General features: G+C 39.5%; 11 protein-coding genes. 10 read left to right on the top strand and 1 reads right to left on the bottom strand.

The window, feature by feature from the left end; translation table 11 throughout:
* The first annotated feature begins 34 nt into the window (after positions 1 to 34).
* From xerC to HMPREF2961_RS04180, 5 genes are all read left to right on the top strand, one after another.
* Entirely contained in the window at positions 35 to 940 is a 906-nt protein-coding gene (xerC, locus tag HMPREF2961_RS04200; protein WP_070704008.1) for a tyrosine recombinase XerC, read from the top strand.
* Positions 941 to 975: 35 nt separating this feature from the next.
* Positions 976 to 1,524 carry an HslVU peptidase proteolytic subunit gene (hslV, locus tag HMPREF2961_RS04195; protein WP_002290221.1) on the top strand — a complete coding sequence of 183 codons (549 nt, stop codon included), beginning with the start codon at positions 976 to 978 and terminating at the stop codon, positions 1,522 to 1,524.
* A 13-nt stretch (positions 1,525 to 1,537) separates the two neighbouring features.
* Entirely contained in the window at positions 1,538 to 2,938 is a 1,401-nt protein-coding gene (gene hslU / locus HMPREF2961_RS04190) for an ATP-dependent protease ATPase subunit HslU (RefSeq protein WP_002290222.1), read from the top strand.
* 15 nt (positions 2,939 to 2,953) lie between these two features.
* Complete coding sequence (gene codY, locus HMPREF2961_RS04185; protein ID WP_002315199.1) at positions 2,954 to 3,745, top strand: GTP-sensing pleiotropic transcriptional regulator CodY; 792 nt, start codon at positions 2,954 to 2,956, stop codon at positions 3,743 to 3,745.
* An 81-nt stretch (positions 3,746 to 3,826) separates the two neighbouring features.
* On the top strand, positions 3,827 to 4,702 hold the full coding sequence (locus HMPREF2961_RS04180) for an aldose 1-epimerase family protein (RefSeq protein WP_024636192.1): 876 nt from the start codon (positions 3,827 to 3,829) through the stop codon (positions 4,700 to 4,702).
* 144 nt (positions 4,703 to 4,846) lie between these two features.
* Here the strand turns inward: HMPREF2961_RS04180 and plsY are convergent, their stop codons facing one another.
* Positions 4,847 to 5,485, bottom strand: coding sequence for a glycerol-3-phosphate 1-O-acyltransferase PlsY (plsY, locus tag HMPREF2961_RS04175; RefSeq protein ID WP_002290229.1), 639 nt, complete (start codon positions 5,483 to 5,485; stop codon positions 4,847 to 4,849).
* A 126-nt stretch (positions 5,486 to 5,611) separates the two neighbouring features.
* On the opposite strand from plsY, the gene HMPREF2961_RS04170 reads away from it, so the two are divergent.
* The 5 genes from HMPREF2961_RS04170 to pflA all read left to right on the top strand — a co-directional run bounded on the left by HMPREF2961_RS04170 (position 5,612) and on the right by pflA (position 14,232).
* Positions 5,612 to 6,046, top strand: a complete 435-nt coding sequence (locus HMPREF2961_RS04170) for a CoA-binding protein (RefSeq protein ID WP_002315197.1) — start codon at positions 5,612 to 5,614, stop codon at positions 6,044 to 6,046.
* A 165-nt stretch (positions 6,047 to 6,211) separates the two neighbouring features.
* Entirely contained in the window at positions 6,212 to 8,257 is a 2,046-nt protein-coding gene (gene parE / locus HMPREF2961_RS04165; protein ID WP_002315196.1) for a DNA topoisomerase IV subunit B, read from the top strand.
* 11 nt (positions 8,258 to 8,268) lie between these two features.
* Entirely contained in the window at positions 8,269 to 10,719 is a 2,451-nt protein-coding gene (gene parC / locus HMPREF2961_RS04160) for a DNA topoisomerase IV subunit A (protein WP_024636193.1), read from the top strand.
* A gap of 276 nt (positions 10,720 to 10,995) precedes the next feature.
* Entirely contained in the window at positions 10,996 to 13,227 is a 2,232-nt protein-coding gene (gene pflB, locus HMPREF2961_RS04155) for a formate C-acetyltransferase (protein WP_002309546.1), read from the top strand.
* A gap of 243 nt (positions 13,228 to 13,470) precedes the next feature.
* The gene (gene pflA / locus HMPREF2961_RS04150) at positions 13,471 to 14,232 is read left to right on the top strand and encodes a pyruvate formate-lyase-activating protein (RefSeq protein WP_002290235.1); all 762 of its coding nucleotides are present in this window, start codon (positions 13,471 to 13,473) and stop codon (positions 14,230 to 14,232) included.
* Positions 14,233 to 14,238 lie beyond the last annotated feature (6 nt).

The following is a 14,238-nucleotide window of genomic DNA, read 5'->3' as shown; positions in this document are numbered from 1 at the left end:
AAATTATTCTCTGGGACAAAAGGAAGGTGAGAAAATGACGGAAGCCACGTGGGAACAAAAATTTTTGCGTTATTTGATTGTCGAAAGAGGATATTCAGAAAAAACGAAAGAAGCATATGAAGAAGATATTCTCCATTTTAAACATTTCTTGGAGGAATCTGGAGACGCTGATCTGCTGAAGGCGGAATACTTTACGGTTCGTGTCTATTTGAGTGCATTAGCTGATCATCGCCCCAGCTATAGCAGAAACTCTATCAGTCGCAAGATAGCTAGCCTCCGTTCGTTTTATCAGTACCTTCTCAAAGAAGAAGTGATAAAAGAAAATCCATTTTCTTACGTTCATCTCAAAAAGAAAAATTTGAGATTGCCACGCTTTTTTTATGAAGATGAAATGCAAGCACTTTTTGACAGCGTAGCAGGAGATAGTCCTCTAGATTTGAGGAACCGCGCTTTGCTGGAAGTCCTTTACGGATCTGGTATCCGTTTAAGCGAGTGTAGCAATCTGTTGGTATCAGACATTGATTTTGATTCAGAGGTCATGTTGATTCATGGTAAAGGAAACAAGGAGAGATACGCGCCTCTAGGTTCTTTTGCCCAAGATGCTCTACAAGAATATTTCACAGAAGGCCGTCAGGTATTGATGACAAAATATCACGAAGAGCATGATATTGTTTTTGTGAATCATCATGGAAAACCAATCACGCCTACTGGTATTGAATATGTCTTGAATCAGATGATCAAAAAAAGCAGCTTGGATAGCGATACCCATCCCCACATGCTGCGCCATACATTCGCCACTCATTTATTAAATAATGGGGCAGATTTGCGGACAGTCCAAGAATTGTTAGGACATGCCAATTTATCAACTACCCAGATCTATGCCCATGTAACAAAAGAAAGTTTACAAAAAAACTATCGTTCATTCCATCCAAGAGCGTAAAATAAGGAAAAGAACAAATTTAGGAGGAAACAAACATGGTCGAATCACCATTTCATTCAACCACAATCTGTGCTGTCGAAAAAGACGGAAAATTTGCCATGGCTGGAGATGGCCAAGTAACAATGGGTGAATCTGTTGTCATGAAAGGCACAGCAAAGAAAGTACGACGTATCTACAATGGCGAAGTCGTTGTAGGTTTCGCCGGAAGTGTCGCAGATGCATTTACTTTAGAAGAAAAATTTGAAGGCAAACTGAACGAATACAATGGAAATCTGCAACGTGCAGCTGTTGAATTAGCTCAAGAATGGCGGACACAGCAATCTATGCAAAAACTTGAAGCGATGCTGATCGTAATGAATGAGAAAGAAATGCTTCTTGTTTCAGGTACAGGAGAAGTAATTACGCCAGATGATGGCATCTTAGCTATCGGATCAGGCGGGAATTTTGCGTTGGCCGCAGCCCGAGCAATGAAAAATTATGCTCAAAATGACATGAGTGCGAAAGAAATTGCAGAAAATGCGTTAAATATTGCCGCAGACATCTGTATCTTTACTAATCATAATATTATCGTAGAAGAACTGTAAGAGGTGAGTAAATATGTATGAATTGAAACAAACACCAAGACAAATCGTAAGTGAATTAGACGAGTACATCGTAGGACAGCATGCAGCAAAAAAATCTGTTGCCGTCGCTTTGCGTAACCGCTACCGCCGTTTGCAGTTAGATGAAAAAATGCAACAAGATATTACACCCAAAAATATGCTGATGATCGGACCTACAGGGGTCGGTAAAACAGAAATCGCGCGACGTTTGGCCAAAATCGTCAATGCACCATTTGTCAAAGTCGAAGCAACAAAATTTACTGAAGTCGGTTATGTCGGAAGAGATGTAGAATCAATGGTCCGGGATTTAGTAGAAAATGCGATCCAAATCGTAGAAAAAGAGCAATACAGCCGTGTATACACAAGTGCTAAAAAAAATGCTGAAAAACGTTTGGTAAAAATCTTAGTGCCTGGTATAAAAAAAGAACAGAAACAATCCACTAATCAATTTGAACAAATGATGAATCTTTTTAATGCTAGTCAGCAAAACAACGCAGAACCACAAGAAGAAGTGACAGAAGATATTCGGATCAACCGCCGTACAGTTTTGGAACAACTACAAAAGGGATTACTGGACAATCGTGAAGTAACCATTGAAGTCGAAGATCAAAAGAAACCTGCACCAATGATGAACAATGGATTGGAGCAAATGGGGATCGACCTAAATGAAACGTTAGGTGCTCTAACACCAAAGAAAAAAGTGGAACGGACGGTAACGGTCAAAGAAGCTTTAGAGTTATTAATCAAAGAAGAATCAGCAAAACTAGTCAAGGATGCTGATATCCACAGCGAGGCAATCAAATTAGCAGAAGAAAGCGGGATTATCTTTATCGATGAAATCGATAAGATTACTTCTAAATCACAGCAATCTGGAGAAGTATCCAGAGAAGGCGTCCAAAGAGACATATTGCCAATTGTCGAAGGTTCACAAGTAAACACAAAATACGGAATCATCCAAACAGATCACGTCCTATTCATTGCTTCAGGAGCTTTCCATTTGTCTAAACCAAGTGATCTAATTCCAGAACTTCAAGGACGCTTCCCAATACGGGTAGAATTAGATGATTTGACAGCTGAAGATTTTGTGAAAATTCTGACTGAACCGAATAATGCTTTAATAAAACAATATGTAGCATTGATTGGTACAGAAAATGTGTCAGTTACATTTACAAAAGAAGCAATTGAACGGATCGCTCAAATTGCTTTCGATGTCAATCGTGACACAGATAATATCGGTGCACGTAGACTGCATACTATTTTGGAAAAACTATTAGAAGACCTATTATTTGAAGCACCAGATATGCAAATGGGTGAAATAACGATCACAGAAGCATACGTTGATGACAAACTTGGCTCAATTGCGGCAAATGAAGATTTAAGTCGCTATATTTTATAAAATCGGAGGACGACAATGACAGACTTGCTAACGAAAACCCGCAAGATAAACACACTTTTGCAGCAAAAGAATACTTTTGACATGCAAGCAGATTTGCCTTACGATAAAATGGCTGTCACATTAGGTGGTATTCTTGACAGCAACACCTATATCATAGGAAGTGACGGAGTATTACTAGGTTATAATGAACGCCACGATGTGAATAATGAACGAATCAAAACAATGTTTGTTGAGAAACAATTTCCTGAATCTTACACTGATACAGTGGCACAGCTGATGAAAACTGAAGCTAATATCCCGATTACAAGTGATATTACTGCGTTTCCGGTAGAGTCAAGAGAAAAATACCCATTTGGTTTGACGACTGTCGTTCCAATCTTTGGAGCTGGCGAACGTCTGGGGACGATCATTTTATCTCGCGTGGAACAATCGTTTGCAGATGACGATCTCGTCTTAGCAGAATATGGAGCTACGGTTGTCGGTATGCAGATCCTTTATCAGAAGTCTCGAAGTATCGAAGCTGATGTACGGAGTGCAACGGCTGTTCAAATGGCAATCAACACATTGTCTTACAGCGAGTTAAAGGCTGTACAAGCCATTTTTGAAGCATTGGATGGAGATGAAGGACGTTTGACTGCTTCTAACATCGCCGATAGCATCGGAATCACTCGTTCTGTGATCGTCAATGCTTTACGAAAATTGGAATCAGCTGGAATCATTGAATCTCGCTCGTTAGGCATGAAGGGAACTTATTTAAAAGTATTGAATTCCCGTTTTAAAGACGAATTGGCAAAACATAGTTATTAGAAACAAGGGGACTGGGGCGGATATAGATGTTTGCTCCAGCCTTCCCATTTTAAAAAGTAAGTCGAAGTTGGAGGAATGGCAATGACTGTTATTATTCAAAATGACCAGCTGATCGCTGAAATCGCTGAACACGGTGCGGAATTGATCAGTTTAAAATCAAAAGAACACGGTTTAGAGTATATCTGGCAAGGTGATCCAGCGTATTGGGGTAGACATGCACCAGTTTTATTCCCTTTTGTTGGACGCTTAAAAGATGACCAGTATGTTTACCAAGGGAAAACATATCAAATGGGACAACATGGATTTGCCCGAGATATGGATTTTGAAGTCATTGAACATGGACAAGAAATGGCTAGTTTCATCTTGCGGAATACACCGGAGACATTAGAAAAATATCCTTTTGATTTTGAATTAGTGATTAGTTATGAATTAGGAGGAGACGGTATCACGGTCCATTACCAAGTAGCAAATACAGGTGAAGAAGAAATGTTCTTTTCTATCGGTGGACATCCTGCTTTCAATGTACCTCTTGAAGAAGGATTGTCATTCGAAGACTTTTATCTAGCATTTTCTCCATTGAAATCAAGATTACGCCTGCCTTTGAAAGGCCCATTCATTGATATGGATCAAAAGACGTTAGGACAAACAAATACGAATTTGGCTTTGAATCGGGAGCTTTTTGATCAAGATGCATTGGTTTTTGAAACAAGAGGACTAAATGCGTACGCCATTCGGAGTGAAAAATCTTACCATAGCATAACTTTAAGCTATAAAGATATGCCTTATGTAGGAATCTGGTCTCCTTATCCAAAAGAAGCCCCTTTCGTGTGTATCGAACCATGGTGTGGAATTGCTGACACGGTGAATAGCAGTGGAAACTTGATGGAAAAAGTAGGAATCAATCAACTAGGTGCCCATGAAATCTTCAAGACAAAATATTCGATCACAGTGAAGTAAGAGGGTGTAAAAAAGCTATTCTACATCAAGTAATAAGAGGTTGTGGCAGAAGTGGTCAGCTTCTGGAACATCGTTTGTTCGAAAAAAGGGAGTGTGACATGGATTTGTCACACTCCTGTTTTATCTCTTTGGACTGAAAAAGTGTCAGGATTTTTTCTTGCTGCTGTTCAAACCAAATGGGATTCGACTTTCCGTATGGTTTCTGATACGCTTGATATTGTCTTTGTGACGATAGAAGATAAAGGAAGAGACTAAAAAGGCAATGATCGTCAGCAACCAATTGGGCTTAGCCAAAATCACAGGAGCTACATAAGGAAGGACGATCGTGGATAAAGTGATCAACGCTGCACTGATCATACTGCTCAAACTCACCATACTTGTACAAAATAGACTAACGATAAAAATGATACAGGAATAAACAAAAAATACAGGATTAAATCCTAAAAGCATTCCTGCACTTGTCGCAACAGCTTTTCCTCCTTTAAACCCAGCAAATATCGGAAATGTATGACCAAGAATCGCACATACCCCAAACCAAAGAGGGTTAGTCCCAGAAAGGTGAAAAATCATCGGCAGACAAGTAGCCAATGTACCCTTTAAAATATCCATAAGAAGGACAACGATCCCGGCGGTTTTGCCTAATACCCGAAATGTATTGGTGGTTCCAGTATTACCGCTCCCATGTTGCCGGATATCTTTTTTGAAAAACAATTTGCCGATCCAGACACCGGAAGGAATAGAACCTAAAAGATATGCTAAAATAAGTAATAAGATCAATTTCATTTTTTACCCTCTCTCAAGTTGAAAACTATCCTTTATTTTAGCATGAATAGGTAACAGGAACAATTGAAAAAATGAAAGATACAAGTATAATAGATGAAATAAAAAGAAAAGCAAGGGGTGACAGAAATGTCTATAAAAAATCCAACACAAGAAACGATTTTTAACTATTTGAAAGAAGCAAAAAATATTGCCGTCGTAGGCTTGAGCAATAAACCAGAGCGAACAAGTTACATGGTTGCACAGGTATTGCAAGACAATGGATATAAAATCATACCAGTAAATCCATTATTGGCTGGTGAAGAAATTCTAGGAGAGAAAGTTTATGCGAATGTAACAGAAATCGATGATCCAATCGATATCGTAGATGTATTTAGACGGAGCGAATTTTTGCCTGAAATAGCAGCTGATTTTTTGAAAACCGATGCTAAAGTGTTTTGGGCACAACTAGGGATCGAAAACGAAGAAGCAGATGAGATGCTAAGAAAAGCAGGACGCACAGACATCGTAATGGATCGCTGTATCAAGATTGAACTTGGTAAGTTGAAAGAAAACCAAAAATAAAAATGACCACAAAGAAGAGATGATCGATAGAGAGGAATGTCGAAAAAGCGGTTAGGAGATAATTAAAATTGATTTCTCATCTAACCTCTTTTTTTTCACGACCTTTTCTAGTATGATAATCGTGGTGCGGTTTTGCCGCAAAGTATTATTGAAGGAGCGTTTGCCTTGGCAAAAAAAGTAAACAACGAATATAATGACTCGTCCATCCAAGTATTGGAAGGATTAGAGGCAGTTAGAAAAAGACCAGGGATGTACATTGGATCCACTGACAGCCGAGGCTTGCATCATTTAGTCTATGAAATCGTCGATAATGCAGTTGATGAAGCATTATCAGGATATGGCAGTGAGATTGATGTGACCATCCATGAAGACAATAGTATAACTGTTGCAGATAGCGGACGCGGGATGCCTGTAGGGATGCATGCTTCCGGAATCCCAACAGTTGAAGTGATTTTTACTGTGCTGCATGCTGGCGGAAAGTTTGGCCAAGGAGGGTACAAAACTTCTGGTGGACTTCACGGTGTAGGAGCCAGTGTGGTAAATGCCTTATCGAAATGGCTGACTGTAACAATCGTTAGAGATGGCATAGAGTATCAGCAGAAATTTAAAAACGGCGGTAAACCTGACGGTACGTTGAAAAAGATAGGAAAAACAAGAAAAGCAAACGGGACGATTGTCCATTTTTTACCAGACGATACAATATTTAGTACAACAAAATTTTCATACGAAATTTTAGCCGAACGGTTAAGAGAATCTGCCTTTCTTCTAAAAGGCGTTAAAATCTCACTTTCTGATCTTCGGGGAGAAGAATCAGTCAAGGAAGTTTTCCATTATGAAGAAGGAATCAAAGAATTTGTTGATTACCTGAATGAAGAAAAAGATACATTGACACCGGTCGTTTATTTTTCAGGAGAAAAAGAAGGTATCGAAGTAGAGGTCGCTTATCAATACAATGACGGGTATTCAGAAAATGTCTTATCTTTTGTCAATAATGTTCGAACAAAAGATGGTGGAACCCATGAAGCTGGAATGAAAGCGGCAATGACGAAATCTTATAACGAATATGCGAGAAAAGTCGGCTTGCTGAAAGAACGGGACAAGAATCTGGAAGGTAGTGATTTCAGAGAAGGATTAGCTGCTGTTCTCTCTATCCGTGTACCTGAAAATCTTCTGCAATTTGAAGGCCAAACAAAAGAAAAACTTGGTACGCCAGTTGCTCGTACCGTAGTAGATAACGTCATCAGTGAACAAATGGGCTTTTATTTGCAGGAAAATAGCGAAATGAGCCAGATGTTGGTCCGTAAAGCAATCAAAGCGAGAGAAGCGAGAGAAGCAGCACGTAAAGCCAGAGAAGAAAGCCGAAATGGGAAGAAACGTAAAAAAGGCGAATCTCTTCTTTCAGGAAAATTGACACCCGCACAATCCCGAAACCCTAAGAAAAATGAATTGTATTTAGTCGAAGGGGATTCTGCCGGCGGATCTGCTAAACAAGGAAGAGACAGAAAGTTCCAAGCAATTCTACCTTTACGAGGAAAAGTCATCAATACCGAAAAAGCTAAAATGCAAGATATCTTGAAAAATGAAGAAATCAATACGATGATCTATACGATTGGTGCAGGAGTCGGCCCTGAATTTTCTATCGAAGACTGTAATTACGACAAAGTAATCATCATGACCGATGCGGATACAGACGGCGCCCATATTCAAGTATTACTGCTTACTTTCTTTTATCGTTATATGAAACCGCTGATTGAAGCTGGGAAAGTATATATCGCGTTACCTCCTTTATATAAAGTATCCAAAGGACAAGGGAAGAAGCAAGTCATTGAATATGCGTGGACAGATGACGAATTGGCAGCAATGATTAAAAAAGTCGGCAAAGGATATATGCTACAGCGATATAAAGGACTTGGAGAGATGAATGCGGAACAATTGTGGGAAACAACGATGGATCCAACTTCCCGTACGTTGATCCGCGTCCGTATCGACGATGCTGCGCAAGCTGAGCGTCGAGTAACCACACTAATGGGTGACAAAGTAGAACCTCGAAGAAAATGGATCGAAAATCACGTACAATTTACGTTGGAAGAAGATGGCAGTATCTTAGATAAAAAAGAGGATGCTGAAATCTCTCCTTCGGTTTCTAATGAATTGTTAGATGAAGAACGAGCAGATAAAAACGAAGACAATCAGTTATTTGAAGTAGAATAGGAGGTCACCTGATGGAAAATCGACAAGAAGTACAAGAATTAACTTTAGAAGAAGTGATGGGTGACCGCTTCGGACGTTATTCCAAATATATTATCCAAGAACGTGCACTGCCTGATATCCGTGATGGATTGAAACCAGTACAACGCCGGATATTATTTGCCATGAACAAAGATGGCAATACGTATGACAAAGGATTCCGTAAATCAGCAAAATCTGTCGGAAATATCATGGGGAATTATCATCCTCATGGTGACAGCAGTATTTATGAAGCGATGGTCCGCATGAGCCAAGATTGGAAGTTGCGGGAAGTACTGATCGAGATGCACGGAAATAACGGGAGTATGGACGGTGATCCACCTGCTGCGATGCGTTATACTGAAGCCAGATTATCCAAGTTAAGTGGAGAGATGCTAGCAGATATCGAAAAAGAAACAGTCGATCTCGTGTGGAATTTTGATGATACAGAAAAAGAACCAACAGTCCTTCCAGCTCGATACCCAAACCTTCTAGTCAATGGATCGACAGGTATATCTGCTGGATATGCGACAGAAATCCCGACGCATAACTTAGCTGAAGTGATCGACGGCACAATCTATATGATCGATCATCCACAAGCGAGCCTTGAAAAATTGATGGAATATATTCCTGGACCTGACTTTCCAACAGGAGGGATCTTGCAAGGAAAAGATGAAATCAAAAAAGCTTATGAAACAGGGCGAGGAAAAGTTATTCTTCGTTCGAAAACAAAGATAGAAGCAATGAAGGGCAATAAACAGCAAATCGTGATCACTGAAATCCCATATGAAGTAAATAAAGCGACATTGGTGAAAAAAATGGATGAGATCCGTTTGAATAAGAAAATCGATGGAATAGCTGAAGTACGAGATGAAAGTGATCGAACTGGTCTGCAAATTGTCGTTGAATTGAAAAAAGACGCCAACGCTCAAGGTATTCTGAATTATTTGTTCAAAAACACTGAGCTACAGATCAATTACAATTTCAATATGGTCGCTATCGATCATATGACTCCGCATCAAGTTGGACTGAAAGACATTTTAAGAAGTTATATCGAGCATCGAAAGCAAGTCATAACAAAACGCAGCCAATTCGATTTAGCCAAAGCTCAAAAAAGACAGCATATCGTGGAAGGCCTGATGAAAGCTTTATCGATTCTGGATGAAGTAATCGCAACGATTCGTGAGAGTAAAGACAAAAAAGACGCCAAAAAGAATTTAGTCGACGTTTTCCAATTTACAGAAGAACAAGCAGAAGCAATCGTCACATTGCAACTATATCGTTTGACGAACACAGATATCACAGAGCTTCAAAAGGAATCTGAAAGCTTGATTGCACAAATCACAGAGTTGAATAAAATCCTTTCAAACGACAAAGAGCTTTTCTCTGTTATGAAAAAAGAATTGCGAGAAGTGAAAAAAAATTACTCTTCCGCTCGTCTGACGACAATCGAAGACGAAATCGAAGAAATCAAAATCGATACGCAAGTTTTAGTGGCGCAAGAAGACGTAATCGTCAGTGTGACACGAGAAGGCTATGTGAAGCGAACAAGCCTTCGTTCTTATAGTGCTTCGAAACCAGAAGAAATCGGGATGCGAGAAGGCGACTACTTGCTGTACTCAGGTGAATTGAGCACATTGGACCATGTTCTTCTGATTACGAATAAAGCAAATGTGATCTACCGTCCTGTTCATGAACTACCCGATTTGAAATGGAAAGATGCTGGCGAACACATTTCTCAAACAATCTCCAATCTGTCTGTAGATGAATCGATCTTAGCTGTTTTCCCATATCAAAAAATCCAAGCAGAGAAAACATTTGTATTCATCAGCAAGAATGGATTGATCAAGCAAACACGAATGACAGAGTTCGAACCATGGCGCACCTACAAGAGCCGTCCGCTCAGCTGTATGAAGCTAAAGGCGGAAGAAGATGAACTTATTGCTGTATATCTGAAAGAAGACCAGCCAGGCTTAGATGTGTTCTTAGTAACGCATCAAGGAATGGGCTTGCGCTATCCTTTAACAGATGTTCCCGTTGTTGGAGCAAAGGCAGCTGGAGTGAAGTCTATGAATTTGAAAGATGGAGATAGGATTGTCAATGGGCTGCTTGTGTTAGCAGACGGAGATACGCCGATCGTAATCGTTACTCAGCGAGGAGCTGTGAAACGCATGCTTGCTCAAGAAATCAGCCAAACTTCACGTGCGAAGCGGGGAGTGACGGTCATGCGTGAGCTGAAAAAAAATCCGCACCGTATTATCTATATGTCGGAAGGAAGATCAAAAGAAATAATCTTGATGAATCAAAAAGGACAACAGATAACGATTGATCCAACGGATTTTCCTATAGGTGATCGAACATCGAATGGTTCGTTTGCTATGGACGAGAAAAAAGGTGGAGAAGTCATCGAAGTTATCGATGCTCCTGAGATTTTCATCGAATCATAACTGTTATGGTATTTTAGTGAAGAGGGGCCATCTGTATTAATACAGATGGCCCCTCTTTTTCATTTGTTTTTAATAAATCCTTATACGTTTGCAAAAAAAGATGAAAGTGTTCACAATACTTAAATATTGGTATATCAACGTTACTTGCAATATACATAGATAAAACATAAAAATTGTTAAATAAAAAACAAGAAAACCCTTGCAAAGATAAGGCGCTGTGTTATACTAATCACGTAAAAACTGTTACATAAAACAGAAATTTAGGAGGTCCATACAATGGAGCAATGGAATGGATTTAAAGGTACCAAATGGAAAGAAGGCGTAGACACTAGAGACTTTATTCAAAACAACTACACTGAATATCGCGGTGATGACAGCTTTTTGGAAGGCCCAACAGAAGCAACAGAAAAATTATGGGATGAATTGCAAAAGCTGAATGATATCCAATTCGAACGTAACGGTGTCTATGATATGGATACAGAAATCGTATCAACTATTACTTCCCACGATGCAGGCTATTTGGATAAAGATTTGGAAAAAATCGTCGGTCTACAGACAGACAAACCTTTGAAACAAGCATTCATGCCGTTCGGTGGAATCAATATGGCTAACAATGCGCTGAAAAGCAATGGCTATACACCAAACGATGAATTAACACATATTTTCACTGACTGGCGCAAAACACATAATCAAGGGGTGTTTGATGCCTATACTGCCGAAATGCGTGCAGCTCGTAAAAACAAAATCATTACAGGGCTTCCAGACGCTTACGGTCGCGGACGTATCATCGGCGACTATCGTCGTGTGGCATTGTATGGAATCGACTATTTGATGGAACAAAAGAAAAAAGATCATGATATGACTGGTTATCATACGATGAGTGAAGAAGTGATTCGTTTACGTGAAGAAATCACTGAACAATATCGTGCATTAGCACAAATGAAAGAAATGGCTGCAAAATACGGCTATGATATCTCTAAACCAGCTGCAAATGCAAAAGAAGCTGTCCAATGGTTATACTTCGGTTATTTAGCAGCAATCAAATCACAAAATGGCGCTGCGATGTCAATCGGACGTATCTCAGCATTCCTTGATATCTATATCCAACGTGATTTGGATAATGGAGTAATCACAGAAAAAGAAGCGCAAGAATTGATCGATCACTTAGTAATGAAATTACGTATGGTCAAATTCGCGCGTACACCTGAATACAACCAATTATTCTCAGGTTTCCCTATCTGGGCTACTTTATCCATTGCTGGTATGGGCTTAGATGGTCGTTCATTAGTGACAAAGAATGATTTCCGTCTGCTTCACACATTGACAAATATGGGACCTTCACCAGAACCAAACTTGACTGTTTTGTACTCTGAACACCTTCCAGAAGGATTCAGAACATATGCGAGCCGAATCGCTATTGAAAGTTCTTCGATTCAGTTTGAGAATGACAATCAGCTTCGTGAACAATGGGGTTCTGATGATTGTGCGATTGCTTGCTGTGTATCAGGAACAGTTGTTGGAAAAGACATGCAGTTCTTTGGTGCTCGTGCTAACTTGGCTAAAACACTATTATATGCTATCAATGGTGGGGTCGATGAAGTGACTGGCGCCCAAGTTGGACCAGAATATCGTCCAATCACATCAGAAGTACTAGATTTTGAAGAAGTGAAACATAACTTCATGAATATGATGGATTGGTTAGCAGAACTATATGTCAATACGTTGAACATCATTCATTACATGCATGATAAGTATTCTTATGAAGCAGCTCAGCTTGCCTTGATGGATTCTGACTTGCAACGCACATTTGCTACAGGTATTGCTGGAATCTCTCATGCGGCAGACAGCTTGTCAGCCATCAAATATGCAAAAGTAAAAGCAATCCGTAATGAAAAAGGAATAGCAGTTGATTTTGAAGTAGATGGCGACTTCCCTAAATACGGAAATGATGATGACCGTGCAGATGAATTAGTTTCATGGATCTTGGAATACTTCATGGGACAAATCAAACGTCATAAAACTTACCGCAACTCAAAACCAACAACTTCATTATTGACGATTACTTCAAATGTTGTTTACGGTAAAAATACAGGAAATACTCCTGATGGCCGTGAAGCTGGAAAACCACTTGCGCCAGGAGCAAACCCAAGTTACAATGCAGAACAAAGTGGGTTATTAGCTAGCCTGAACTCAACAGCTAAAATGAATTACGGCTGTGCATTGGATGGAATTTCAAATACCCAAACAATCAATCCTTCTGGTCTTGGAAAAGAACAAGATACAAGAATCGAAAACTTGCGTAATGTCTTAGATGGATACTTCTCAAAAGGGGCTTATCATTTGAATGTCAATGTATTCAGTAATGATCTATTGCGTGATGCAATGGAAAATCCAATGAAATATCCGAACTTGACGATCCGGGTATCTGGTTATGCAGTTAAATTCCGTGACTTGACAAGAGAACAACAACTAGATGTCTTGATGAGAACTTCACACGACAGAATGTAAAAAAGTTTAGGAAACAGCCTTTCGACTCAGTGCCGAAAGATCGTTAGATATCCTTCGCATCATAATCGAATGATCAGTATGCTTATTTGAAAGACACGATTTACAGGGGCAGGACATGTATGTTCCGTCCCTGTAAATTTTACACATAACGAAGCGGTGATTGCGAAAAATTTTGTTCAAAAAGCTTCGCTTCGACAGCTAACTTGTACTTAAAATGAAATCAAAGAAAAGATGTGAATTTAAATGGAAGAAAAAACAATCGGCTATGTTCATTCTATCGAAACTTTCGGTTCAGTAGACGGCCCTGGACTGCGCTTTGTCGTGTTTATGCAAGGATGCCGCATGCGTTGCCAATTCTGTCACAATCCTGATACTTGGAATATTGGCGGAGGGAAAGAGTACTCAGCAGATGAACTTTTAGATAAAGCGGAACGCTTCAGACCTTACTGGGGAGATAAAGGTGGTATTACTGTTAGTGGCGGAGAGCCTCTATTGCAGATCGATTTTTTGATCGAACTGTTTAAAAAAGCAAAAGAGCGGGAAATGCATACTACATTGGATACATGCGGAAAACCTTTTACGTATGAAGAACCCTTCTTCTCTCGTTTTCAAGAATTGATGAAGTATACAGACTTACTGTTATTTGATATCAAACACATCGATAATGAAGAGCATAAAAAACTAACGCATTGGGACAATGAAAATATTCTAGAAATGGCTCAATATTTGTCAAAAATCAACAAACCGGTTTGGATTCGTCATGTACTAGTTCCTGAGCGAAGTGATTATGATGAATATTTGATCCGACTAGACAACTTTATCCAAACCTTGTCAAATGTAGACAGAGTAGAGATCCTTCCTTACCATACGATGGGAAAATACAAGTGGGAAACACTTGGTTTGAAATATCCATTAGAAGGAATCGAACCACCTACAAAAGAACGTGTCGAAAATGCTAAACGATTGCTTCATACAGAAGAGTATACAAAATATTTAACGCGATAGAACGCA

Source organism: Enterococcus sp. HMSC076E04 (assembly GCF_001814285.1).
Classification (GTDB): domain Bacteria; phylum Bacillota; class Bacilli; order Lactobacillales; family Enterococcaceae; genus Enterococcus_B; species Enterococcus_B lactis.
Note: the sequence above shows the minus strand (reverse complement) of the source record. Positions and strands in the feature narration are given on the sequence as shown.

What these genes read in the sequence shown, in the direction of transcription:
- plsY (WP_002290229.1), bottom strand. Translation starts at nt 5,485, where the DNA reads ATGAAATTGATCTTATTACTTATTTTAGCATATCTTTTAGGTTCTATT.
- pflB (WP_002309546.1), top strand. Translation starts at nt 10,996, where the DNA reads ATGGAGCAATGGAATGGATTTAAAGGTACCAAATGGAAAGAAGGCGTA.
- hslV (WP_002290221.1), top strand. Translation starts at nt 976, where the DNA reads ATGGTCGAATCACCATTTCATTCAACCACAATCTGTGCTGTCGAAAAA.
- codY (WP_002315199.1), top strand. Translation starts at nt 2,954, where the DNA reads ATGACAGACTTGCTAACGAAAACCCGCAAGATAAACACACTTTTGCAG.
- pflA (WP_002290235.1), top strand. Translation starts at nt 13,471, where the DNA reads ATGGAAGAAAAAACAATCGGCTATGTTCATTCTATCGAAACTTTCGGT.
- hslU (WP_002290222.1), top strand. Translation starts at nt 1,538, where the DNA reads ATGTATGAATTGAAACAAACACCAAGACAAATCGTAAGTGAATTAGAC.
- xerC (WP_070704008.1), top strand. Translation starts at nt 35, where the DNA reads ATGACGGAAGCCACGTGGGAACAAAAATTTTTGCGTTATTTGATTGTC.
- HMPREF2961_RS04180 (WP_024636192.1), top strand. Translation starts at nt 3,827, where the DNA reads ATGACTGTTATTATTCAAAATGACCAGCTGATCGCTGAAATCGCTGAA.
- parC (WP_024636193.1), top strand. Translation starts at nt 8,269, where the DNA reads ATGGAAAATCGACAAGAAGTACAAGAATTAACTTTAGAAGAAGTGATG.
- HMPREF2961_RS04170 (WP_002315197.1), top strand. Translation starts at nt 5,612, where the DNA reads ATGTCTATAAAAAATCCAACACAAGAAACGATTTTTAACTATTTGAAA.